10 protein-coding genes are annotated in these 24,403 nt (G+C 73.5%); 4 read left to right on the top strand and 6 right to left on the bottom strand.

Annotated elements, in window-relative coordinates:
* Nucleotides 1–11,489, bottom strand: an 11,489-nt coding sequence (locus ACH4N1_RS33020; RefSeq protein WP_398103777.1) for a type I polyketide synthase, incomplete at its 3' end; no start/stop codon positions are given.
* 281 nt (nucleotides 11,490–11,770) lie between these two features.
* On the opposite strand from ACH4N1_RS33020, the gene ACH4N1_RS33015 reads away from it, so the two are divergent.
* Complete coding sequence (locus ACH4N1_RS33015) at nucleotides 11,771–12,181, top strand: YybH family protein (RefSeq protein ID WP_382784508.1); 411 nt, start codon at nucleotides 11,771–11,773, stop codon at nucleotides 12,179–12,181.
* 112 nt (nucleotides 12,182–12,293) lie between these two features.
* On the opposite strand, the gene ACH4N1_RS33010 is transcribed toward ACH4N1_RS33015, so the two are convergent.
* Both ACH4N1_RS33010 and ACH4N1_RS33005 read right to left on the bottom strand, forming a co-directional pair.
* A complete protein-coding gene (locus ACH4N1_RS33010) occupies nucleotides 12,294–12,707 on the bottom strand; it encodes a YybH family protein (protein WP_398103774.1) in 414 nt (137 codons plus the stop codon).
* A 100-nt stretch (nucleotides 12,708–12,807) separates the two neighbouring features.
* The gene (locus tag ACH4N1_RS33005) at nucleotides 12,808–13,269 is read right to left on the bottom strand and encodes a flavin reductase family protein (protein WP_398103771.1); all 462 of its coding nucleotides are present in this window, start codon (nucleotides 13,267–13,269) and stop codon (nucleotides 12,808–12,810) included.
* Between the two features lie 267 nt (nucleotides 13,270–13,536).
* Between ACH4N1_RS33005 and ACH4N1_RS33000 the strand changes: the two genes are divergently transcribed.
* Complete coding sequence (locus tag ACH4N1_RS33000) at nucleotides 13,537–15,141, top strand: aspartate aminotransferase family protein (RefSeq protein WP_398103768.1); 1,605 nt, start codon at nucleotides 13,537–13,539, stop codon at nucleotides 15,139–15,141.
* A gap of 852 nt (nucleotides 15,142–15,993) precedes the next feature.
* On the opposite strand, the gene ACH4N1_RS32995 is transcribed toward ACH4N1_RS33000, so the two are convergent.
* Nucleotides 15,994–16,875, bottom strand: coding sequence for an NAD(P)-dependent oxidoreductase (locus ACH4N1_RS32995; protein WP_398103765.1), 882 nt, complete (start codon nucleotides 16,873–16,875; stop codon nucleotides 15,994–15,996).
* Nucleotides 16,876–16,929: 54 nt separating this feature from the next.
* Nucleotides 16,930–18,111, bottom strand: a complete 1,182-nt coding sequence (locus tag ACH4N1_RS32990; RefSeq protein WP_398103763.1) for an acyl-CoA dehydrogenase family protein — start codon at nucleotides 18,109–18,111, stop codon at nucleotides 16,930–16,932.
* Nucleotides 18,112–18,485: 374 nt separating this feature from the next.
* Here ACH4N1_RS32990 and ACH4N1_RS32985 point away from each other — a divergent pair, with 374 nt between their 5' ends.
* Complete coding sequence (locus tag ACH4N1_RS32985; RefSeq protein ID WP_398103760.1) at nucleotides 18,486–19,937, top strand: flavin monoamine oxidase family protein; 1,452 nt, start codon at nucleotides 18,486–18,488, stop codon at nucleotides 19,935–19,937.
* A 348-nt stretch (nucleotides 19,938–20,285) separates the two neighbouring features.
* Nucleotides 20,286–22,760: a BTAD domain-containing putative transcriptional regulator gene (locus ACH4N1_RS32980; protein WP_398103757.1), complete on the top strand. Its 2,475-nt coding sequence runs from the start codon at nucleotides 20,286–20,288 to the stop codon at nucleotides 22,758–22,760.
* A gap of 625 nt (nucleotides 22,761–23,385) precedes the next feature.
* Here the strand turns inward: ACH4N1_RS32980 and ACH4N1_RS32975 are convergent.
* Nucleotides 23,386–24,132 carry a PE-PPE domain-containing protein gene (locus tag ACH4N1_RS32975; protein ID WP_398103754.1) on the bottom strand — a complete coding sequence of 249 codons (747 nt, stop codon included), beginning with the start codon at nucleotides 24,130–24,132 and terminating at the stop codon, nucleotides 23,386–23,388.
* Nucleotides 24,133–24,403 lie beyond the last annotated feature (271 nt).

The following is a 24,403-nucleotide window of genomic DNA, read 5'->3' as shown; positions in this document are numbered from 1 at the left end:
CGCCCGTACACCTCCACCCCACGACGTCCGGCGTCATCGGCCTCACCGACGACGACCTGCACCTGCACACCACCCCGCGCCGGCAGCACCAACGGTGCCGACAGCAGCAGTTCGTCGAGTGTCTCGGTGCCGGTCTGCTCGCCGGCGCGCATCGCCAGTTCCACCAGGGCGGTGGCCGGCAGCAGGATCCTGCCGTCGACGGCGTGTTCGGCCAGCCAGCCGTGGGTGTGCGACGACATCCGTCCGGTGAAGACGTGGGTGTCCCGGTCGGCCAGGTTCATGGCCGCGCCGAGCAGCGGGTGCCGGGCGGACGTCAGGCCCAGGCCGGCGGCGTCCAGCGGGGCGTTCGGGCCGTCCAGCCAGTACCGCTCGCGCTGGAAGGCGTACGTGGGCAGGTCGACCCTGCGGGCGCCGGGGAGGACCCTGGTCCAGTCGGGGCCGGCCCCGCGCAGTCGCAGCAGGGCCAGTGCCGCCGCCACGGACTCCGCCTCGGGGCGCCCGCGGCGCAGCGCCGGGGCGAGCACCCCGGTCTCCTCCTCGGTCAGGCACGCCGCGGCGAGCGCGGTCAGGACGCCGTCGGGGCCCAGCTCCAGGTATTCGGTGACACCCTCGGACTGCAGGAACCGCACACCGTCGTGGAACCGGACGGTGCCCCGGATGTGGCGGACCCAGTAGTCCGGTGACATCAGTTCCTCGTCGGTGGCGAGGACACCGGTCACGTTGGAGACGACGGGGATCTCGGGGGCCCTGAAGGTCAGGTCCGAGATGATGTCGCGGAACTCGTCGAGGATCTCCTCCATGTGCGGGGAGTGGAAGGCGTGGGAGACGGCCAGGAGCCTGGCCCGGGCGCCCTTGGCCCGCCATTCCTCCATGATCGCGGTGACGGCGTCCTCGTCGCCGGAGACGACGGTGGCGCGGGGGCCGTTGACGGCGGCGACGGAGACCCGCTCCTCGCCGTACGGCAGCAGGGAGGCGCGGATTTCGTCCTCCGCGGCCTGGATGGAGGCCATGGCTCCGCCCTCGCGGGCGGCCTGCATCAGCCGTCCGCGCTCGGCGACCAGGACACAGGCGTCGGTGAGGTCGAGAACGCCGGCCAGATGGGCCGCGGTGACCTCGCCGAGGGAGTGGCCGAGCAGGTAGTCCGGCCGCACGCCGTAGTGCTCGAAGAGGCGGTACAGAGCGACTTCGACGGCGAACAGCGCGGCCTGGGTGAAGGCCGTCTGGTCGATCAGCGCGGCGTCGGCGGACGTCTCCGGGGCGAAGAGCACTCCCTTCACGGGACGGACCAGCTCCGGGTCGAGATGGGCGCACACCCGGTCCAGCGCCTCGGCGAACACCGGATTGGTCTCGTACAACTCGCGTCCCATACCGAGCCGTTGGGCGCCCTGACCGGTGAACAGGAAGGCGGTCCTGCCGGGGCGGGCGGTACGGGTGCCGACCACGCCGGGGACCTGCCGGCCGTCGGTCGAACCGGCGAACGCGGCCAGGCCCTCGAGGAGTGCTTCGCGGCTGTCGCCCAGGACGGCGACGCCCTGGTCGAGCAGGGCGCGTCCGGTGGCCAGCGAGTAGGCGACGTCGGCCGCCTCCAGCCCGGGCCTCGCCTTGACGAACCGGCGCAGGCGCTCGGCCTGGTCGCGCAGCGACTTCTCGGTCCTGCCGGTGATGATCCACGGCAGGACACGGGAGGGCGCACCGGATGCACCGGCCGCACCGGCCGCTCCCGACGTGCCGGACCTTCTGGCCGGGCGCGGCTCGGCCGGGGGTTCCTCGATGAGGACGTGGGCGTTGGTGCCGCTGATGCCGAAGGAGGAGATGCCCGCGCGGCGCGGCCGGCCGTCGGTGGCGGGCCATTCCCGTGCCTCGGTCAGCAGCTCCACCGCTCCCGCGTCCCAGTCCACGTGGCTGGACGGCTTGTCGGCGTGCAGGGTCGGCGGCAGTACCTCATGGCGCATGGCTTCGATCATCTTGATGACGCCGCCGACGCCGGCGGCTGCCTGGGAGTGGCCGATGTTGGATTTGAGGGAGCCGAGGTAGAGGGGTTTGTCGGTGGTGCGGTTGCGGCCGTAGGTGGCGAGGAGGGCCTGGGCTTCGATGGGGTCGCCGAGGCGGGTGCCGGTGCCGTGGGCTTCGACGGCGTCGACGTCGTCGGTGTTCAGGCCGGCGTTGGCCAGGGCCTGCTTGATGACGCGTTCCTGGGAGGGGCCGTTGGGTGCGGTGAGGCCGTTGCTGGCTCCGTCCTGGTTGACGGCCGTGCCGCGGATGACCGCCAGGATCTGGTGGCCGTTCTTGCGGGCGTCGGACAACCGCTCCACGAGGAGGAGGCCGACGCCCTCGGACCAGCCGGTGCCGTCGGCGTCGTCGGAGAAGGACTTGCAGCGGCCGTCGGCGGACAGGCCGCGCTGACGGGAGAACTCCACGAAGGTGTTGGGGCTGTTCATGACCGTGACGCCACCGGCGAGGGCGAGGTCGCACTCGCCGTTGCGCAGCGCGTTGACGGCCATGTGCATGGCGACGAGCGAGGAGGAGCAGGCCGTGTCGACCGTGATGGCCGGGCCCTCCAGGCCGTACGTGTACGACAGGCGGCCGGAGAGGACGCTGGAGAGGTTGCCCGCGAGCAGGAAGCCCTCGAACTCCTCCGGGGTGCCCTCCAGACGCGAGGCGTAGTCGTCGTACATGGCGCCGGTGAACACGCCGGTCTCGCTGCCGCGCAGGGTGGCCGGATCGATGCCCGCGTTCTCGAAGGTCTCCCAGGCGGTCTCCAGCAGCAGGCGCTGCTGCGGGTCGGTCGCGGTCGCCTCGCGCGGTGACATGCCGAAGAACTCGCGGTCGAAGAGGTCCGCGTCGTGCAGGAAGCCGCCCTCGCGGACGTACGACGTGCCCGGCCGGTCGGGGTCCGGGTCGTACAGCTTCTCGACGTCCCAGCCGCGGTTGGAGGGGAACTCGCTGACGGCGTCGACCCCGTTGGCGACCAGGTCCCACAGGTCTTCGGGGGAGGACACACCGCCGGGGTAGCGGCACGCCATGCCGACGATCGCGATCGGGTCGTCGGTGCGGGCCCCGGCGCGCTCGCGCCGGGCCTGGTCCTGGTCCCGGCCCTGGTCCTGGGACGCCTGGGTGGCCACCGCCTCGGTCAGCAGGTAGGCGGCGAGGGCGTTCGGGGTCGGGTGGTCGAAGACCGCCGTGGTGGGCAGCCGCAGGCCGGTGGCGGCGGTCAGCCGGTTGCGCAGGTCGACGCCGGCCATCGAGTCGAAACCGAGGTCGTTGAACGCACGCGCCGGGTCCACGGCCGTGGCGCCCGGGTGGCCGAGCACCGCGGCCACGACGGTCCGCACCAGGGTCAGCACGGCGTCGCCCCGCTTGCTCTCCGGCAGGCCGGCGATCTGCCGTGCCCACTCGGAGCCGGAGCCGGAGCCCGTACCACCGGGCGAGCCGCCCCGCGCGGCGCGCCGCGGCCGCGGGCGCACCAGCCCGCGGTACAGCGCCGGGACCGGTACCGCCTCGTCGGCCGCGAGCCTGCCCGGGTCCAGGGCCACGGGTGCCAGCAGCGGCTCGTCGCCGGCCAGCGCCAGGTCGAAGAGCGCGAGGCCCGCTTCCGGGGTGAGCGGGGTCATGCCGGCGCGCGCCCAGCGGGCCAGGTCGGCGTCGGTCAGGGACGCCCCCATGCCGTGCGTGGCGTCCCACAGGCCCCAGGCCAGCGAGGTGGCGGGCAGGCCGTGCGCGGCGCGGTGCTGGGCGAGCGCGTCCAGGTAGGTGTTGGCCGCCGCGTAGTTGGCCTGGCCCGCGGTGCCGGTGAGGCCGGACACCGACGAGAACAGCACGAAGGCCGTCAGGTCCAGGTCCCGGGTCAGCTCGTGGAGGTGGCGGGCGGCGTCCGCCTTCGGCCGCAGGACGGCGTCCAGCTGTGCCTCGGTCAGCGACTGGAGGGTCGCGTCGTCCAGGACGCCTGCCGTGTGCACGACGGCGGTCAGCGGGTGCGCGGCCGGGACCGAGGCGACCAGGGCCGCGACGGCGTCCCGGTCGCCGACGTCGGCGGCGGTGACGGTCACCTCGGCGCCGAGCGCGGTCAGTTCCCGGGCCAGCTCGGCGGCGCCGGGCGCGTCGGGTCCCCGGCGGCTGCTCAGCAGCAGGTGCCGTACGCCGTGCCCGGTCACCAGATGGCGGGCGAACAGGGCGCCCAGTCCACCGGTGCCGCCGGTGACGAGGACCGTGCCGTCCGGGGCGAAGCGGGGGGTGGGCGCCCCGGCCGCCCGGGGGGTACGGGCGAGCCGGGGCGCGTGCAGCCGGCCGTCGCGCACGGCCAGCTGCGGCTCCTCGGCGGCGAGCGCGGCAGGCAGCAGGGAGTCCGCCGCCGGGTCGTCGTCGAGGTCGATGAGAACGATGCGGTCGGGGTGCTCGGACTGCGCCGAGCGGATCAGGCCCCACACGGGTGCGCCCGCGAGGTCCACGTCGTCGCCGGTCCGTGCGGCGACGGCGCGCCGGGTCACCACGGCGAGCCGGGAGCCGGCGAACCGCTCGTCGGCCAGCCACCGCTGGACGAGGCGCAGCACCCGGCCGGTGGTGGGCCGCGGGTCGCCCGCGCCGTCCGGGACGGCGGGCACCCGCAGGACGACCACGTCGGCCGCCTCGACCGAGTCGTCGAAGGCCTCGAAGTCGTCGGAGACGACGGCCTCGGACCACACCGGGGAGGTGTCCGGTGCGGGCGGGGGCAGTTCCTTCCACTCCACGGTGAACAGCGAGCCGGCGCTGGTGTGTGACGCCGCCGCGAGCCGGTCCCGGGGGACGGCGCGCAGCGCCAGGTCCAGGTCGGCGACGGGGGCGCCGGTGCCGTCGGCGACGGTGATGGCGGCGTGCCCGGGGCCGGCGGGCGAGATCCGGGCGCGCAGCTCGGCGGCGCCCGCCGCGTGCAGGGTGACGTCGTTCCAGGCGAACGGCAGTTGGATGTGCGCCGGGTCCGTCTCCGCGACCGCGTCGAGCACCAGCGGGTGCAGTACGGCGTCGAGCAGCGCGGGATGCAGTCCGTACGCGGCGGCACCGCCGGTCTGCGCGTCGGGCAGGCTCACCTCGGCGAAGACGTCGGTGCCGCGCCGCCAGACGGCGCGCAGGGCCCGGAAGGCGGGGCCGTAGGCGTAGCCGAGCGCGGCCAGCCGGTCGTAGACGTCGTCGAGGTTCTCGGCGGTGGCGCCGGCCGGGGGCCAGGAGGCGAGGTCCGCGTCGGCGGCGGGCGCCGCGCCGGCCCGGGCGAGCAGCCCGGTGGCGTGCCGGGTCCAGGGCAGGGCGCCGTCGGTGGTGTCCGGGCGCGCGTGGACGGTGAACGGGCGCTGCCCGTCCCGGTCCGGCGCGCCGACCGCCACCTGGACGCGGACGGCTCCGCGCTCGGGCAGCGGCAGCGGCGCCTCCAGCGTCATCTCCGTCAGGTGCGGGGCGCCGACGTGCCCGCCCGCCGCGACGGCCAGTTCGAGGAAGGCGGTGCCCGGTGCGATGACCGTGCCGGCGATCGCGTGGTCGCCCAGCCAGGGCTGGGCGGCGCGCGAGAGGCGGCTGGTGAACAGCGCGTCCTCCCGCTCGGCGAACTCCACGGCGGTGGTCAGCAGCGGGTGCTCGGCCGGGTCGAGGCCGAGGCTGCGGGCGTCGGTGCGCGGCGCGGCGTTCAGCCAGAAGCGGGTGCGCCGGAAGGGGTAGACCGGCAGGTCGGTGCGGGCCGCGCCGGGGAAGAAGGAGGCGACGTCGAGCGGGGCGCCCTGGGCGTACGCCGCGGCCGTCGCGGTGGCGAAGGTCTCCGCCTCGGGGCGTCCGGCGCGCAGCACGGGGACGGCGGTGACCTCGGCCGCCGGGGTGTCCTCCAGGGTGCGCCGGGCCAGTGCCGTCAGCACGGCGTCCGGGCCGACCTCGACGAGGACGGTGGCCCCCTCGGCCGCGAGGCGCCGGGTGGCGGCGGCGAAGCGGACGGTCTCGCGGATCTGCCGCGCCCAGTAGTCGGGCGAGGTGAGCTGCTCGGCGGTGGCGATCTCGCCGGTCACCGTGGAGACGATCGGGATGCGCGGGCGGTGGAAGGTGAGGCCGGCCGCGACGGCCCGGAACTCCTCCAGGACGCCGTCCATGTGGGGGGAGTGGAAGGCGTGCGAGACCGTCAGCGCGTGGGTGCGCCGGCCTGCCTCCCGCCAGCCGCGGGCGGCCTCCGCGACGGCTTCGGCGTCGCCGGAGATCACCACGGACGAGGGGGAGTTGACGGCGGCGACCGACACGGCGGACTCCTGTCCGGCGAGCCCGGCGGCGATCTCCTCCTCGGTGCCCTCGACGGCGGTCATCGCCCCGCCGGCCGGTGCGGACTGCATGAGCCGGCCGCGCGCGGCGACCAGGACCGCGGCGTCCTCCAGGGAGAGGACCCCGGCGGCGTGGGCGGCGGCGAGTTCGCCGATCGAGTGCCCGGCGAGCAGGTCGGGGGTCAGCCCGTGGTGGGTCAGCAGCCGGAAGAGGGCCACCTCGACGGCGAACAGCGACGGCTGGGTGTACGCGGTGCGGTCGATCAGCCCCGCGCCCGCGCCCTCGCCGAACAGCACGTCGCGCAGGGGCACCTCCAGCAGGCCGTCGAAGGCGGCGCACACCTCGTCGAGGGCGGCGGCGAACACCGGCCGGGCGGCGTACAGTTCGCGGCCGGATCCGGCGCGCTGCGCGCCCTGGCCGGTGAACAGGAACGCGGTGCGGCCCGGGGTGTCCGCGGTGCCGGTGACGGTGTTCGGGGCGCCGGTGCCGGCGGCGAGCCCGGTCAGTCCGGCGAGCAGGTCCTCGGTGTCGGAGGCCACGACGACGGCGCGGTGCTCGAAGGCGGTGCGGGTGGTGGCGAGCGAGAAGCCGAGGTCGGCGAGGCTGGTGCTGGTGCTGGTGCTGGTGCTGGTGCTGGTGCTGGTGCCGGAGTCGGAGTCGGCGAGGCCGGTGCTGGTGCCGGAGTCGGTGACGTGCGCGGCCAGGCGGGCGGCCTGCTCGCGCAGCGCCTCCGGGTCGCGGGCGGTCAGGACGTACGGCGCGGGCCCGCCGGCGAGGTCGGCGGTGCCGCCGGGCCGCGCGGACTCCCCGTCCGTGCCGGCCGGGGCGCCGGCCGGCGCCTCCTCGACGACGAGGTGGGCGTTGGTGCCGCTGATGCCGAAGGAGGAGACGGCGGCACGCCGGGGACGGCCGGTCCCGGGCCACGGGCGTTCCTCGGTGAGCAGGGCGACGGTGCCGTCGGACCAGTCGACGCGGCTGGTCGGCCGGTCCACGTGGAGCGTTCTGGGCAGCACGCCGTGCCGCATCGCCTGCACCATCTTGATGACGCCGCCGACGCCGGCGGCGGCCTGGGTGTGGCCGAGGTTGGACTTCAGCGAGCCGAGGTGGAGGGGGCGGTCGCTGTCGTGGCCGGGGCCGTAGACGGCCTTGAGGGCCTCCGCCTCGATGGGGTCGCCGAGACGGGTTCCGGTGCCGTGGGCCTCGACGGCGTCCACGTCCGCGGGGGTCAGGCCGGAGTCGGCCAGCGCCTGCTGGATGACGCGCTGCTGGGACGGGCCGTTGGGTGCCGTCAGGCCGTTGCTGGCCCCGTCCTGGTTGACGGCGGAGCCCCGCAGCACGGCGAGGACGGTGTGGCCGTTCTTCTGCGCGTCGGACAGTCGTTCGAGCAGGAGCAGGCCGACGCCCTCGGACCAGCCGGTGCCGTCGGCGCCGTCGGCGAAGGCCTTGCAGCGGCCGTCGGGGGCCAGTCCGCGCTGGCGGGAGAACTCCACGAACATGCCCGGCGAGGACATGACGGTGGCGCCGCCCGCGAGGGCGAGGTCGGTCTCGCCGGAGCGCAGGGAGCGGATCGCCAGGTGCATGGCGACCAGGGAGGAGGAGCAGGCGGTGTCGACCGTGATCGCCGGGCCGACCAGGCCGAGCTGGTAGGCGATGCGGCCGGACATGACACTGGTGGTGGTGCCGGTCAGCACGCCGCCCTGGACGGACTCGGGGGCCTCGTCCATGCGCGGCCCGTACTCCAGGCCGGTGGCGCCGACGAAGACCCCGGTGCGGGTGCCGCGCAGCCGCGCCGGGTCGATGCCGGCGCGTTCGACGCTCTCCCACGCGGTCTCCAGCAGCAGGCGCTGCTGCGGGTCCATGGCGAGGGCCTCGCGCGGGGAGATCCCGAAGAACGCGGCGTCGAAGTCGCCCGCGTCGTGCAGGAACCCGCCGCGGCGCACGGAGCTGCGGCCGGGCCGGTCCGGATCCGGGTCGTACAGGTCCTCGGGCCAGCCGCGGTCGGCGGGGAACTCGCCGACGGCGTCGCCGCCCTCGGCGACGAGGCGCCACAGGTCCTCGGGCGAGGCCACGCCGCCCGGGTAGCGGCAGGCCATGGCGACGACGGCGATCGCCTCGCCGTCGGCGCCCGCCGCCGCCGTCCCGTCCGTGACCGCGGCCTCGCCGAGGAGTTCGGCCTCGACGAACTCGGCGAGGGCCCGCGGCGTCGGGTGGTCGAAGAGCAGGCCGCCGGGCAGCTTCAGGCCGGTGGCCCGGGCGAGCGTGCCGCGCAGTTCGGTGGCCATCAGGGAGCTGAAGCCGAGGTCCCGGAAAGGCGTGTGGTCGGGTATGCGCCGACCCGGTTCGTACTCCAGGACCGCGGCGATGTGGGGGTGCAGCAGATCCTCGACGGCCCGCCGGCGTTCCGCCCCGTCGAGCGCGGCCAGACGGCGGCCCAGTTCGCCGCGGGGGGTGGCGGCCGGGGGAGCGGCCGGCGCGGCGGCCTCGGGGGCGGGGGCCGGCCGCGACGGGTCGACGGCCGTGCGGACACCGGCCGGCCAGTGGGGGCGGCGCTGGAAGGCGTACGTCGGCAGCTCGACGTGGCGCGCGGGCCGGCCGCCGTACAGGGCGGTCCAGTCGGGCTCGGCGCCCCGGGTGAACGCGGTGGCCAGCGCGGTCTGCGCGGTCAGCGGCTCGGGGCGGCCGGCGCGCAGCAGCGGTACGGCGGCGACGGCGTCGGCGTCCGCGGCGCAGTCCCCGACCAGGGAGGACAGGACGCCCTCGGGCCCCAGCTCCAGGAAGGTGCGCACGCCCGCGCCCTCCAGGGCACGGACGGTGTCGAGGAAGCGCACCGGACGGCGGACCTGTTCGACCCAGTAGTCGGGCGAGGTGAACTGCCCGGCGGTCACCGGCTCCCCGGTGACCGTGGAAACGACCGGAATTACCGGCTCCGCATAGTCGAGCGAGGCGGCGACCGCGCGGAACTCCGCCAGCATCGGGTCCATGTGCGGGGAGTGGAAGGCGTGCGAGACGGTCAGGCGCTTCGTGCGGCGGCCCCGGCCCCGCAGCGCGGCGGCCACCTCCGCGGCCGCGTCGGCGTCACCCGACAGCACGACGGAGCGGGGGCCGTTGACGGCGGCGACGGCGAGCGCGCCCTCGCGGTCCGCGAGGAGCGGCAGCACCTCGGCCTCGGTGGCCTCCACGGCGATCATCGCGCCCCCCGTGGGCAGCGCCTGCATCAGCAGGGCGCGGGCGGCGACCAGGCGCGCGGCGTCGGCGAGGGAGAACACGCCCGCGACGTGGGCCGCGGCCAGCTCGCCGATGGAGTGCCCGGCGAGCAGGTCGGGCCGCAGCCCCCAGCTCTCGACGAGGCGGAAGAGGGCGACCTCGACGGCGAACAGCGCGGGCTGGGTGGCGCCGGTCTCGTGCAGCGCCGTGTCGTCGGCGACGAGCTCGGCGAGCGGGCGCGGCAGCAGCGGGTCCAGGTGGGCCGCGACCTCGTCGAAGGCGGTGGCGTACGCCGGGAACGCCGCGTACAGCTCCTGGCCCATGCCGGTGCGCTGGGCGCCCTGACCGGTGAAGAGGAAGGCCAGACCGCCGGGCCGTACGGCCCCGGAGACGACGGAGGCGGCGGGGGCCCCGGTGGCGAGCGCGTCCAGGCCGGCGAGCAGCGCGTCGCGGCCGTCGGCGACGACGACGGCGCGGTGGCCCAGGAAGGTGCGGGTGGTGGCCAGCGCCCGGCCGGTGTCCTCGGCCGACTGACCGGGGCGCTCGGCGGCGAAGGCCCGCAGCTTCGCGGCCTGGGCCCGCAGCGCGTCCCCGTCGTGGCCGGTGACGATCCACGGCAGCGGGACGCCGGCCGCCGGGGCGCCGGGGCCGGCGACGGCGGTGGGGTCGGCGGGGGCCTCGGAGGTGACGGCGGGGTCGGCGGGGGCCTCGGAGACGACGACGTGGGCGTTGGTGCCGCCCATGCCGAAGGAGCTGACGCCGGCGATCAGCGCCCGGTCCTCGTCCGGCCAGGCCGACGGTTCGCGCTGCACGGCGATCCCGAGCTCGTCCGGTGCGATCCGCGGGTTGGGGGTCTCGAAGTTCAGGCTGGCCGGGAGCCTGCGGTGGTGCAGGCTGAGCAGCGTCTTGATCAGGCCGGCGATGCCCGCGGCACCCTCGAGGTGGCCGATGTTGGTCTTCACGGAGCCGACGCGCAGGGCGGTGCGGGCCGTGCGGCCGCGGCCGAGCGCGGCGCCGAGCGCGGCGGCCTCCAGCGGGTCCCCGACGGGGGTGCCGGTGCCGTGCAGTTCGACGTACTGCACCTCGTCGGGGGCGATCCCGGCGCGCTCGTACGCCTCCCGCAGCACCGCTTCCTGGGCGGCCGCGCTCGGCACGGTGAGCCCGTCGGTGGCGCCGTCGCTGTTGACGGCACTGGAGCGGACGACGCCGTAGATCCGGTCCCCGTCGGCCCGCGCCCGGCTCAGCGGCTTCAGGAGCACCATGCCGCCGCCCTCGCCGGGCACGAAGCCGTTGGCGCGGGCGTCGAAGGTGTAGGTGGTCCCGTCGGGCGACAGCGCCCCGAAGCGGGACTCGGTGACAACGTTCTCCGCGAGCAGGTTGAGGTTCACACCCGCCACCAGCGCGCCGTCGGCCTCGCCGGTGCGCAGGCTCTCACAGGCCAGGTGGACGGCCACCAGCGAGGACGACTGGGCGGAGTCCACGGTCATGCTCGGACCGTGCAGGCCCAGGTGGTACGAGACCCGGTTGGCGATGACACCGCGGTTGACGCCGGTCATGGTGTGCTGGGTGACGGCTTCGGCGCCGTGCAGGTACAGCAGGCTCGTGTAGTCGTCGCGCAGGGCGCCGACGAAGACGGCCGTCCTGCTGCCGCGCAAGGAGGCGGGGACGACGCCGGCGTCCTCCAGCGTCTCCCAGGCGAGCTCCAGCACGAGCCGCTGCTGCGGGTCCATGGCCGCCGCCTCACGCGGGGAGATCCCGAAGAACGGCGCGTCGAACGCGTCGACGGCGTCGAGGAAACCACCGCGCCCGGCACCGAGGGAGCGCCCGTCCGGGCCCCAACGCCCCTCCGGTACCGGGGTGATGGCGTCGGCGCCGCGGGTGAGCAGGTCCCAGAACGCGGCGGGGGAGTCGGCGCCTGGAAGCCGGCAGGACATGCCGATGACAGCAATGGGCTCCGCCCGGTCCCCGGTCGCGCCGCCCTCCCAGGTGGGTTCTGCGTGGGTGTCGTGCTCGCTGGTCGTCACTGTCGGGTGCCCTTTCCGTTCTGCCTGTCGCAACGGTCCAAGACGTCCGCCTGCGCATTCGGAGCCCGGACGGCTCGGCGCGGCCTCCATCGACGGTATGTACCTGGGGTCTTCCAAAGGTCCAGCGTGTGATCACGGCCCGGTAATCGGAGCCGCGGTGCCGGGTTCCGGCGTGCGGCGTTACCCCTCGGTGAGCCCCGGGTTTCCGGCCTGCGGATAGCTTTTCGGCGTAGTTGTCACCTCATCGCTCTTTCCATCCTCACTTTCCGGAGGACAGAAGAATGTCGAACACCGCCACGGCCGTCGAGCTTCCCAAGGAGCTCGCGGCGCACCTCGAGAGTTATGTCGCCGCCTTCAACTCGGGCGACGCGGAGCGCGTCAATGCCCACTACACCGAAGCCGGCATCATCGCGTGGGAGAAGGGCAATCCGGTGAGCGGCGCGGACCGCCGGGCCGCCATCGAGGAATTCCTCACCACCATGCGGCCGCACATCGAGACCGACCTGCGGGAGGCGTACGTCACCGGCGACACGGCCCTGCTGGTCGTGGACTGGACCATGGAGATCAACACCGCGAGCGGCGAGGGCCGCGAGAGCCTGCGCGGCGTCGGCCTGGACGTCCTGCGCAAGCAGGCGGACGGCTCGTGGCTGTACGCCGTCGACGACCCGTTCGGCGAGGAGCCGCGCGACTGACACCACGCACCGCGACCCAGCGGGCACATCGCGAAGAGGCCGGGCTCCCCTCGGGGGAACCCGGCCTCGTCCGTCGTGCCACGGGTGGTGCGGGTGGTGCGGGTCAGACGGTTCAGACGCTGATGTCGGCGACCGGACGGTCCACCGCCATCATCCACTTGCCGTCCTCGGTCCGGCGGATGACGTCGGTGCAGCTGCCCTTGACCTGGACCAGCTCACCGTCCTCGCCGGGCAGTCCCAGCTCGAAGTCGACCACGATGAGCGTGACGTCGTCGGCGGTGTAGGAGTGCTTGACGACGGACTTCAGCGTCGGGCCCTTGGCGAGCAGTTCGATGATGCCCTTGGTGCGGGCCTCACCGGTCAGCGGGCCGCCCGTCAGGTTGGAGATGGCGTCGTCGAGGTAGAGGTTGTCGAAGGCGGCGCCGTCCCCGGAGTTGAAGATCTTCAGGAAGACGTCGTTCTGGACCTCCGGGTCATCGGTGAGTTCCAGGCTGTACAGGTCGACTTCGGGGGTCGAGGCGGTCATGAGCATCTCCTTCGTGTGATTCGTCGTGTCCGGCCGGTGTGTGCGGCCGGGGTGTGCGGCTGGTGTGTACGACCGCGCGCCGTCATGGCGTGCGGAGTCGTCAGGCGGCCCGCGGGGCGTGGCCGAACTTCCCGTCGAAGAACGTCAACGCCGCGTCGTCGCAGCCCCGTCGGCAGTCCAGCACCCTGCCGACGAAGATCGTGTGGTCGCCCGAGGCGTGCGCGTCGATCACGTCGCACTCCAGCCAGGCCAGCGCGCCGGCCAGGAGTGGGGCGCCCGTGCGCCCGCCCGGCGCCCACTCGACGTCGTCGAACTGTGCGAGCCCGAGGGCACGCTTCTTGTCGGCGAAGTGCCGGGCGAGCGACTGCTGTCCGGCTGCCAGGATGTTCACGCCGAAGTGCCCGGCCCCGGTCAGCTCGTCGAACATGACGGCGCTGTGATCGATGGAGACCAGCACGGTCGGCGGGGCGAGCGACACCGAGCTGAAGGCGTTGGCCGTCATGGCGTGGATGTGGTCGCCACCCACCGTGAGCACGGTGACGCCGGTGGCGAACTGGGACATCACATCCCGCAGCGAAGTGGCCTCGACAGACGTGCGCAGCCCCGTCCGCGAGGCTGCGGGTTCGAGCTCTGCGGATGCAGGAGTCATTTCCCCTCTTCGGATTCGGCTTGAGGGCCCCCTACGCAATAAAGGGGTGGGTGGAAAACGTATCCGCTCGGCACTTTCTCGCGTCTAATCGCCAAGTAATCGATGCCTTTGGCCGCGCCGACGGCCGCCGATGACCGCGCTGTTACCGCACGCTGGCGCGCATTCGGTCATGTTGGCCCCATGACCGATGCTTCGAATGCCCCCGCCGAGCAAACGCAGTTGGCCGAACCCCATCTGGGGGCCGTGCTGGCCTCCGCCGGCCTGGACGCCGAATACGTCCGCGCCGAGGGGAACCTTCTCTACCAGCGGGGCGAGGACGGCCGCGAGGTCGCCGTCGTGGACTACGCGGGGGGATACGGTTCGCTGCTGCTGGGCCACAACAACCCCGCGATCACCGCGTACGCGAAGGAGCTGCTGGACAGCGGCGTCCCGGTGCACGCGCAGTTCTCCCTGCACCCGGAGGCCGCCGAGCTGGCGCTCGCCCTGGACCGGATCGTCCGCCGCGAGACCGGCGACGACGAGCCGTTCTTCGCCGTCTTCGCCAACACCGGCGCCGAGGCCAACGAGGCCGCCCTCAAGCACGCCGAGATGGACCGGGGCGCCCGCCTCGGTGCGCTCCTGGAGTCCGTCCGCGAAGGCCTCGACGCGGCGCGCGCGGCCGTGCGGGACGGTTCGGCGACGGTGCCCGCCGAGGTCCTCGCCCGCTTCGGCGTGGCCACGGACGGCCCGGCCCCCGCCGCGCTGGACGAGCTGATCGACCGCCTCGCCGCCCACAACGAGGAGCTGGCCGGGCGCCCGCCGGTCTTCCTCACCCCGGAGGGCTCCTTCCACGGCAAGCTGGTCGGCACGGTCCAGCTCACCCACAACGAGGGTTACCGCGTCCCGTTCGGGGCGCTGGCCGCGCAGGCGCGGTTCGTCCCGCTCGGCCAGCCGGGCGCCCTGCGCAAGATCGTCGACGAGGAGCGCGCCACGCTCTTCGGCCTGACCCTGGAGGACGGCCGGGTCCGGCTGTCGGAGCACGAGGCGCCCGTCGTCTGCGCGTTCGTCCTGGAGCCGATCCAGGGCGAGGGCGGCATCCGCGAGCTGTCGGCGGAATTCGTCCGGGAGATCCAGGAGGTCTGCGCGGAGATCGGCGCACCGGTCATCGTGGACGAGATCCAGAGCGGCATGGGACGCACGGGTGACTTCCTGGCCGGCACGCGCCTGGGGCTGCGCGGCGACTACTACACCCTCGCCAAGAGCCTGGGCGGCGGCCTCGCCAAGATCTCGGTGCTGATGGTGCGCGCCTCGCGCTACCGCGGCGAGTTCGAGCTGATCCACAGCTCGACCTTCGCCAAGGACGGCTTCTCCAACCGCATCGCCCTGAAGGTCCTCGAGCTCCTGGAGGCCGACGACGGCGCCGCCTACCGCAGGGCCGCCGAACGGGGCGAGCGGCTGCTGGCCATGCTGGACTCCGTGCGGCAGGACTTCCCCGAGGTCGTCAAGGACGTCCGCGGCCGTGGCCTGATGCTCGGCCTGGAGTTCCACGACCAGTCCGAAGCTCCGGTCCCCCCGATCGCCGAGGCGGCCCGCGCCGGGCTGTTCGGCTATCTGGCCGCGGGCCACCTGCTGCGCGGCCACCGGGTCCGTACGTTCCCGACCGCGAGCGCCCCCGACACCCTGCGCTTCGAGCCGTCCGTCCTGCTGTCGGACGACGAGATCGCCTGGCTGGAGACGGCCCTGCGCGACACCTGCGACATCATCCGGGGCGGCTATCAGCGTCCCCTGGCGCTGCCCGCCGCGTAACGGACGGGACGATCCTCACGAGGGCCGGCGGCCGGGACGAAAACCACGTCCCGACCACCGGCCCTCGCCTGTGCCGGCCCTCACCCGCACCGCGCGTGCGCCCGCACCGCGCCCGCGCCGGGCTCGAGCCTGTGCCGGCCACCGGCCACCGGCTGGCGCCCGGCACCGCGCCGCTCGCACCGCGTCGCTGTGCCGGGCTTGTGCCTGGTGCCGACCACCGCGCCTGCGCTCGCACCGCGCCTGCGCCCACGTCCGCACCGGGCTCGCGCCGGGCCCGAGCCTGTGTCGACCACCGGCCATCGGTCGGCGCCCCGCACCGCGCCGCCCGCACCGCGTCGCTGTGCCGGGCCTGTGCCTGGTGCCGACCACCGCGCCTGCGCTCGCACCGCGCCTGCGCCCACGTCCGCACCGGGCTCGCGCCGGGCCCGAGCCCGTGTCGACCACCGGTCCGCGCCCGCGCCCGTACCACACCCGTGCCAACCACCCTGCATACGCCCGCACTTGTGCCGGGCCTGCGCCCGCACCGTCCGCACCCCGCCGCGAGCCGCACTGGTGCGCGCGGCCGGGTGGTACGCCGCTTCGGATCACGCCGCCCGCGGCGAGCCGCTGGAGTCACGCGCCCGCACGCACGCGTCCGGCCGTGGCCGTGGCGGAGCCGGCCAGGGTGAGGTGCGGCCCGCGGCCCGCTGCCCGCATCGCGAGCACGGCGGGCAGCCGGATCGCGCACGGAGGCCTGCCGGGATCCGTGCCCGTCCGGCACGCCGCTGGGCGGGACCCGGCACGAAGCCGTGTCCCGCCCAGCGGGTTCCTGCCTCACCGTGTGCGTGACGTCCCGGCGGGGGACGTCGGGGGTCAGCCCTGCTTGAACGCCTCGACCAGGCTGGCCAGGCTGTGGCCGGCGTGGCCCTGCTCGACGCGACGCTCGATCAGCGCCTGGATGGCGGCCGAGAAGTCGCTGTTGATGCCGAGCTGCTTGCTCGTGGCGACCAGGTGCTCGATCGCGGCCTTGTTGACGCCGAGGCTGGAGATCTCGGTGTCGAAGCTCGCCGAGTCGATCTCCTTGGCGCTCTGCGGGATCGACGGGGTGATGACGTGCTCGATCCAGGTCAGGGCGAACGGGGTGAAGGCCTCCGCCGAGACGCCGGCCGAGTTCACGAGGGCCACGGCGTGGAAGTAACCCGCGAGGCTCGACCACAGCAGCGACAGCAGACCGAGGTCGTAGATCATCGCGACCCCGGTGTCCGCACCCAGGTACACGTTCGTGCCCGCGAGCGGCTTCAGCAGCTCCTCGTGCTCGGCGTACAGCTCCTGCGCACCGGCGTAGAAGATCAGGGCCTGGGGCAGGCCGATCATCTGCGGGACGGCCATGATGGCGCCGTCCAGGTAGCGCACGCCGTTCTGCTCGGCCCAGACGGCGAGGGCGCGGGCGTCCTCGGGGGTACCCGAGGTGAGGTTGATGACCACCTTGCCCTTCAGCTCGTCGGTGGCACCGGCGAACAGGTCGTTCAGCACCTCGTAGGTGGAGACGCACGCCACGACGACCGGGCTGGCCGCGATCGCCTGCTTGATGTCCGCGGCGAAGACGGCGCCCTGCTCGACGAGCGCGTCCGCCTTGTCAGCGGAACGGTTCCACACGGTGGTCGGATTGCCGTTCTTCACAAAGGCGGTGGCCAGGGCGGCGCCCATCATTCCCAGACCGAGAACGGTCACCGGACCCTGGTTCGTGTTCGACATTGACTTGCTCCTCAATTTTCTCTTCGGAATCACCACGCCACCGAAGGCGGCGTGTTACAGGAAAAGGCTGTCGGGGTCGAGGCCGAGCAGCGTGCGGCCGTACACCTCGAGGCCCATGTTCGGGGCCATCAGACCGTGCCGGGACAGGCCCTGCAGGTCCCGGTAGAAGCGCTGGAAGGGCGCCTTGCGGGAGAGCGAGCCGGCGCCGCTGATGGAGTGGAGTGCCTCCAGGGCCTCCTGGGTGAGCAGGATCGCGGCGCCGGCCTTGCCGCGCACCTCCGCCTTCTCCTCCCAGGTCGGCTGCTCGCCGGCGTCGGCGCGCTCCTGGAGGAAGCCGAGGTAGGTCTCGGAGAGCGCCTGGGCGGCCTCGATCTTGCTGTGGGCCAGCGCGATCTGGATCTGGGTCAGAGGGTGCTGCGCCTGGTCGGTGACGTTGCTGTACGCGAGCGGCTTGCCCTTGACCGTGGCGATGAGCTCCTCGTGCGCGGCCCGCGCCATGCCGATGTAGACGGCGACGGACTCGGCGACGACGAAGCTGATCAGGCTGTAGTCGCGCCCCTGGGAGCCGGTGACGGCACCGCCGCCGCTGGTGCCGAGGACGGCGGCCTCCAGGGTGACGACCCGGTGGGCGGGGACGAAGAGGTCCGTGGCGCTGGACGTCGAGCTGCCGGTGGCGATGGCGGCCGAGACGTGCCAGTCGTCGGCGATCGTCAGCTCGTCCACCGGGACCATCGCGTAGACCTCTTCGACGGTGCCGTCGGCGTGCTCCAGCTCGGCGGCCAGCAGGTCCCAGTGGGCGCCGCGGACACCGGAGTTGAAGCGCCAGGCGCCGTTGAGGAGGTAGCCGCCCTCGGTGGGGACCATCTTCGCGGTCGGGGTGAAACCGCCGGAGATGCGCACCGAGCCGCCCTTGAAGATCTCCTCCTGGGCCTCGAGCGGGTACAGCGTGGCCATCCAGGCGCTGGAGATCCAGGCGACGGCCACCCAGCCGGTGGAGCCGCAGCCCCGGGAGATCTCGGTGATGATCTCGACCTGCTCCTTCAGCGGCAGGTCCAGCCCGCCGAAGCGCTTCGGCACGGCGATCCGGAAGACGCCGGCCTTCTCCAGCAGGTCGATGTTCTCCTGGACTATCCAGCGCTGGTCCTCGGAGGCCACGCCGTTCGCCCGCAGGGTCGGGACGATTTCCCGGACCGCCTTGAGAATGTTTTCCGCTTCGGTGGACCTGACGACGGCCATACCAGCTCCTTGGTGATTTCGGCGGGGTGAAAGGCATGGGCGTAGGCCAGCCAGCGCCATTGCCGTTTCGGGGGTCCGAACAAATTAAGCGAGACCGGACCATCCCCCCGCCACCAGCGAGTAACCGTCCCGTCCTCGCCAAGCTAACCAGAAGCGAACCAGACCTCCTGCCCCGCACGGCCATCGAGCGCCCATCGGACGGTAACTCGCCGATCTGCGGCAATCCCTAAACCTGCGAGGGAGGGCGATTATCAGTCAATGGGAAATGGTCGATCGATTTCGGTCAATCGCAACTAGTGTGGTTTCACGTTCAGGTGACCACAGCAGCGCTTGATTCCTGGACAACGGACCACGTTGTGTACGAGGGGACTGGGATGAAGCCCAAGAAAGAGACATTCTTCGGGGGAGCGCGCACCTCGCGTCGCGCGATACTCAAGGCCGGCGCCGCCACGGGCGCGTCGGTCGCCGTCGGCGTCGCCTCCACCCGCCCCGCCTTCGCGGCCGGGACGACCGAGGCCGGCCGCAGCTACGACGCGATCGTGATCGGCGGCGGCTTCGCCGGCGTCTCGGCCGCGCGGGAACTCAAGGCCAGGGGCAAGCGCACGCTGATCATCGAGGCCCGCAACCGCATCGGCGGCCGGGCCTGGTCGAGCACCTTCTCGGGACTGCCGATCGAGTTCGGCGCGACCTGGATCCACCCCAGCCAGACGCTGATCTGGAACGAGGTCCAGCGCCTGGGCATCGCCAGGGTGGACGACCCCAACCCGGACTTCGCGGTGTTCGCCACGGAGACCGGCGGCTACGCCAAGCAGGAACTGACCTTCCTCGACCAGCAGGACACCCTCCTGCGGAGGTTCGTCGAGGGCGCCGAGACGTACCTGCCGAACGCCTACGACCCGTTCTCCCGCGAGGACCTGCTGGTCGACCTCGACAAGCTGACCCTCGGCGACCGGGCGCGCCAACTGCGCCTTTCGCAGCTGGAGATGGACTGGGTGAGCGCCACCACCGGCGCGTACGGCGGCGGCTTCGAGCGCGGCTCGCTCACCCAGCTCGCCCACTGGTGGGCGCTGTGCGGCTACAACACGGAGACGTTCCACGGCATCAACGTCACCCGCCCCGTGGGCGGGATGAGCAACGTCATCTCCCGGATGTTCGCCGAGTCCGGCGCCTCCCTCCTCTACAACGCGCCCGTCACCAAGGTCACCGACACCGGTTCCCGGGTCCAGGTGACGGCGAACGGCGTGGTGTACGACGCCGCGGCCGTGGTGGTGGCCGTCCCCGTGAACACCTGGAACTCCATCAACTTCGCCTCCGGCCTGCCGGCCGAGTTCTCCCGGATGAGCACCCAGACCGTCGGCGTGCCCACCGCCAAGAAGGTCTTCATCCAGGTCCAGGGCGACATCGGCCGCCCGCTCATGAACGGCAAGAGCGGCGCGATGCTCGACCTGGTCCTCGCGCACGCCGACAAGTCGGCCCAGGGCACGATGCTCATCGGCTTCAGCGTCAACCCCAACCTGGACGTCACCAGCGTGTCGCAGGTGCAGAGCGCCGTCAGCGAACTGCTCCCGGGCACCAAGGTGCTGTCCGTCAAGGGCCACGACTGGGGCAAGGACGCCTACGCCAAGGGTGGTTGGACCTTCCGGACGCCCGGTCAGCTGCTCGGTTCGCTGCGCGCCGTCCGGCAGCCGCACGGCCGCCTGGTCTTCGCGGGCAGCGACATCGCGACCGGCTGGGGCGGCTATGTGGACGGCGCCATCGAGACCGGCATCCGGGCCGCCGGCCTCGCGGCCGGCCTGACCGCCGCCGCGGCCTCCGCGACGAGCTGATCCCGAACAGATCCGGACCGGTCACCTCCCCGGGGGAACGGGGCGGGTGACGGGCGACCGGCCGGACACCGCGATCGATCGAGGGGGATCGCGGTCGTCCGGTCGGCGCCCGCGGGGGCCGGCCGGACGGGGGTTCACCAGGAGTTCGGTCCGCGGACGACCGACGTCCCTCCGCGGCGGACCGGCCGGCACTGTCGCCGCCGGGAGAATCACCGACTCGTGAGGGATCGAACACAGATTGCTGTGGTATTGGCTCGTACTCTTAGTAGCATTGGCAGTGTTCCCGGCGTAAAGGGGGGTGAGCCCTGCGCCGCACGCCAACCATGCTGAGGGACTATGTGGTTCAGGATGTTAGGTCCGTTAGAGGTCATATCCGGTGGGCAGCCCATCTCGCTGGGGGGCAGCAAACAGCGGGCGACGCTCGGATATCTCCTCCTCCACCCCAACCAGACGGTACCCATCAGTAAACTGCTGAAGGCGCTGTGGAGCGTCGAAGAAGCCCCGATGACCGCCCGCAAGATCCTGCAGAACTCGATCTGGAGCCTGCGCCGCAAACTCGTCACCGGCCCGACCGCGGAAGCGCCCGTGGCGCTGCGCACCCAGCCTCCCGGCTACTCCCTGGACGTCGCCCTCGAACGCGTCGATCTGCACCTCTTCCACCGGTGGGTGCGCGAGGGCCGGGCCCGGCTGGAGGCGGGGGAACCCGACGCGGCGGCCACACTGCTCAGCGACGCCCTGGAGCTGTGGCGCGGTCCCGCCCTCGCCGACCTGACCGAAGTCGGCCTGTTGTGGCCGGAGTTGACCACCCTCCAGAACATGCGGCTGGACGTCCTGGAGGACGTCTTCGAAGCCCAGCTCGCCTGCGGACGCCACTACGCGGTGCTCGGCGAACTGGAGTCGCTGGTGGAGAGCGAGCCGCTGCGCGAGCGCGCCTGCGGCCAGCTCATGCGTGCCCTGTACCGCTGCGGGCGCCAGTCGGACGCGCTGGGGGTCTTCAGCCGGCTGCGGGCCCAGCTGGTCGAGGAGCTCGGTCTCGAACCCAGCCGGGAACTCCAGCAGCTCCAGCAGGCGATCCTCACCCACGATCTCGCCCTCCAGCTCGCGCCGGCCCCCGGCGGCCCGTACTCCGTGCAGGGCACGGCCGCCCTGCTGCCCAGCGCGATGGAGACGGCGCCCCGGCCGCTCGGCCCGCGAGCCGTCCCCGACAGCCCGGCCCCCGCCTCGCCCCGGCCCTCCTTCCAGGACCCGGCCCCCCGCCCGCACCACCCCGACCCGGCGGCCGTCCGGCCCGCTCCCGTCCCGACCCTGACGCTCGCGGAGGCCCCGCTCCAGCCGCACAGCGCCACAACCCTGACCGACGGCAAGCTCCCGGCCCCGCCCCGGCCGCCCGTTCAGGGTTCGGGCCCCAGCCCCGACCGTCCGGCCCTGAGGGCCGTCCTCTCCGCTCCCGTCACGGCGTCGCCCCCCAAGGTGCTGTCCCCCGCGAACGGTTCGGCGCCGAGGAACGGCACGACGACGCACCACGCCCCCGCCCGGGACCTGCCGACGGCGACGGCGAACACCGGCACACCCACCATCGCTTCCGCGGTACGCAGCGAGGCCAGCCTCCTGCTGGTACGGGCCGAACCCGACCCCGCCTCGACCGACACCTGCGAACTCGACGCCGTGATGGACGGGGTGGGCACCCTGATCCACCAGGAGATCGAGCGCTGCGGCGGTACGGTCGTCTTCTCACTGCACGCGCTCACCCTCGCCCTGTTCCCGGCGGATCCGGACGACACCGAGTACCCGCTGCGCGCGATCCGCGCCGCGACCGCGCTGCGCACGGCCCTGACCGCGTCCGCCGCACGAGCGGGCACCCCCGTGACCGCCCGCACGGAACTGCGCACGGCCGTCGCCACGGGCGCCGTGCTGGTGAGCCAGTCCCTCGGCGGCAGCCGGCCGCCCAGGGTCTACGGCGCCACGGTGAAGGAGTGCGAGGCGCTGCTGGCCCTGGCGGACTCGGACGGGACCCACGTCTGCGACCGCACGCGCGAGGAGACCAAGGAGCACTTCGCGTACGAGGAGATCACGGGCACGCCCGCCCGCTGGAAGCTGCTCGGCCCCATCGACCCCGAGCCCGCCGACGACGACGCCCACCACCGCGAACTCGACCTGCTGCAAGGGGTGATGACCCACAGCAACCGCTGGTCCCAGCCGCACCTGATCACCGTGCTGAGCACCGAGGAAGCCCCCCGCCGCCGGATGCTCGGCAAACTGGGCGACTTCGCCGGCTCGGCGCTCGACGGGGCCCAGGTGCTGAGCTGGAACGGCCAGGATGCCGCCGAGGCGGGCCCCTTCGGCCTGCACCGGAGGATCATCTCCAGGTTCTCGGGACTGTCGAAGTCCGACCCGCCCTGGGCGGTCCGCCGGAAGGTCAGCGCCGCCGTCCAGCGCCTGGACGCCGGAAAGAGCTGCATCAACTGGCTCGTCGCCCGCTGCACTTCGGTCCTCGAGACGTCGAACCGCTCGCCCGAGCGGCTGGGCGCCGAGGAGTGGCGGGACGTGTGGCGGTACTTCCTGGAAGCCGTCGCCCACGACGGCCCGATCGTCCTGATCATCGACAACCTGCACCTGGAGGACACGGCGACCCGAGAACTCGTCGGCCTCATCGCCCGGCTCCCCGTCCGTATCCCCCTCACCGTCATCGCGGGCGCCGCCCCCGAGCTGCTGCGCCACGCCGACTGGTCCTCGGACCGGCGCTTCGCCACCACGGTGCTGCTCGACAAGCCCTCCGACGACGAACTCGCCTGCTCGGACGAGGACTGCCTGTCCGTCCACTGAGGCACTCCACCCGGAAGTGGCCGCCGACGCCCACTGACGGGCACGCCCGCGTCCGACGGCTCCCGGCGAGCGCGAGCGCCCGTATGCCGTGCCTCCCGCGCACGCACGGGCGGGAAAGCCGCTGCCATCGAGATCCCGGCAACGTCGCCGGTACGCACGGCAGTTCCCTGCCACCCTCCTGCTGTCCCGTCACGGGCCGGTCGACGACGACCACCCACCGGGCGCCGGCGTCGACGACGACCCGGCGGTCCGCCGAGCGGCGGCAGTCCTCCGACCGTGCGGGGACGGAACGGCCCCGGACGGACAACGGCGTGCCGTCCCCACGGCACCGACCCCGACAGCCGCGCCGGGCCCCCGGCCACCGCGGGCCCGGCACGAAGAGCTTCCGGCACGAAGAGCTTCCGGCACGACGAGGCGCCGCTACCGGATGGCTGCCCGGCACCGCGGGCCCGCCGCGCGAGACGGCGCGCCCACGGTGCGGTCCGGTGCCGACCACGCGTACGGGCCGGCACCGGACCGAACGCGTGGTCCGCACGGGCCGGCGGGGAGTCCGGGGCTCCGGGCGCAGGGCCGGTACCGGACGGGCGCGCTGCTCCGGGAGGCCTTCCGCCGGCCGGACGCAGGGTCACACCTCGTACCAGAAGGTCCCGTCGAGGCCGTCCTGGGCGATGGTCCGGGTCATGACGTTCCCGTACAGGACGTAGCGCCCGTGCGTGTCGGTGAGGAAGAAGTCGAAGGCGGCCACGGGCGTCGTGGCGTCACAGGCCAGGTCGCCGCGGATGCAGAAGCGGGCGACCGGAATGCCCGCGAACCTCTCGGGGCCGGGTCCCGCGGACGTGAAGCCGAGGGCGCCCACGCCCTGGGGGACCCTGGCCCACATACCGGTGCCGGGCTGCTTCGGGTCGGCGTACAGCATGCCGTTGACCAGTTCCCGCGGGATGTCCGTGGCGCCCGACGCGATGGTCTCCAGCACCGCGTCGGCGGCCTGCGCGCCCTGGGAGCAGCCGACGATCGTCAGCCGTGCGGTGGGGTCCTCGCGGTGGGTCTTCTCGACGGCGGTCAGGAGGTTGGTGTAGCCCTGGGCGACGCTGCTGTCGTAGCTCGGCGCGAACAGGTCCGGCGCGTTGCGGCCGTTGAGCCAGGGACCGGCGGAGGCCGGGTAGCAGACGGGGACGGGCGTGCCGCCCTCCAAGTACCGGTTGGCGTAGCCGAACGTGATGGTGCAGCCGGGCGCGTCCGCCGCGGAGCCGGTGCCGCCGAGTTCGACGTAGTAGTGGTGCGGGGCCTCCTCGGCGTGGGCGACGGCGGGCGTGAGGGCGGCGGCGGCCGCCAGGACCGTCGCGAGGGCGACGGCCTTGGCGCGGCCGTCCACCGGGGCGGACCGGCCCGGCCCCGGATCCGCAGGCGCACGGCGGACGGTGCGACGGCCTTGCCCAGGACCGTGTACGCGAGCCAGTGCACGGCCCCGAACAGCAGGCCTGCCAGGAGCCCGACGGATGCCGCGTCCACAAGACTCGGGGGGAGCGGGAGGTAGAAGAGGGCGGGGACGACGTCGAGGGCTCCGATGACCACTCCGGTGACGAAGGCGGTGACCAGGACGCGGATGGAGCCGCGCAGGCCGTCGCCGAGCCGCCACCAGGCCA

The sequence above is a fragment of the Streptomyces sp. NPDC017202 genome (assembly GCF_044331705.1).
Taxonomy (GTDB): Bacteria; Actinomycetota; Actinomycetes; order Streptomycetales; family Streptomycetaceae; genus Streptomyces.
Note: the sequence above shows the minus strand (reverse complement) of the source record. Positions and strands in the feature narration are given on the sequence as shown.

Excerpts from the sequence above, each read along its gene's own strand:
- ACH4N1_RS33015 (WP_382784508.1), top strand. The coding sequence starts at position 11,771 with ATGTCGAACACCGCCACGGCCGTCGAGCTTCCCAAGGAGCTCGCGGCG.
- ACH4N1_RS33000 (WP_398103768.1), top strand. The coding sequence starts at position 13,537 with ATGACCGATGCTTCGAATGCCCCCGCCGAGCAAACGCAGTTGGCCGAA.
- ACH4N1_RS32980 (WP_398103757.1), top strand. The coding sequence starts at position 20,286 with ATGTTAGGTCCGTTAGAGGTCATATCCGGTGGGCAGCCCATCTCGCTG.
- ACH4N1_RS33005 (WP_398103771.1), bottom strand. The coding sequence starts at position 13,269 with ATGTCCCAGTTCGCCACCGGCGTCACCGTGCTCACGGTGGGTGGCGAC.
- ACH4N1_RS32995 (WP_398103765.1), bottom strand. The coding sequence starts at position 16,875 with ATGTCGAACACGAACCAGGGTCCGGTGACCGTTCTCGGTCTGGGAATG.
- ACH4N1_RS33010 (WP_398103774.1), bottom strand. The coding sequence starts at position 12,707 with ATGACCGCCTCGACCCCCGAAGTCGACCTGTACAGCCTGGAACTCACC.
- ACH4N1_RS32990 (WP_398103763.1), bottom strand. The coding sequence starts at position 18,111 with ATGGCCGTCGTCAGGTCCACCGAAGCGGAAAACATTCTCAAGGCGGTC.
- ACH4N1_RS32985 (WP_398103760.1), top strand. The coding sequence starts at position 18,486 with ATGAAGCCCAAGAAAGAGACATTCTTCGGGGGAGCGCGCACCTCGCGT.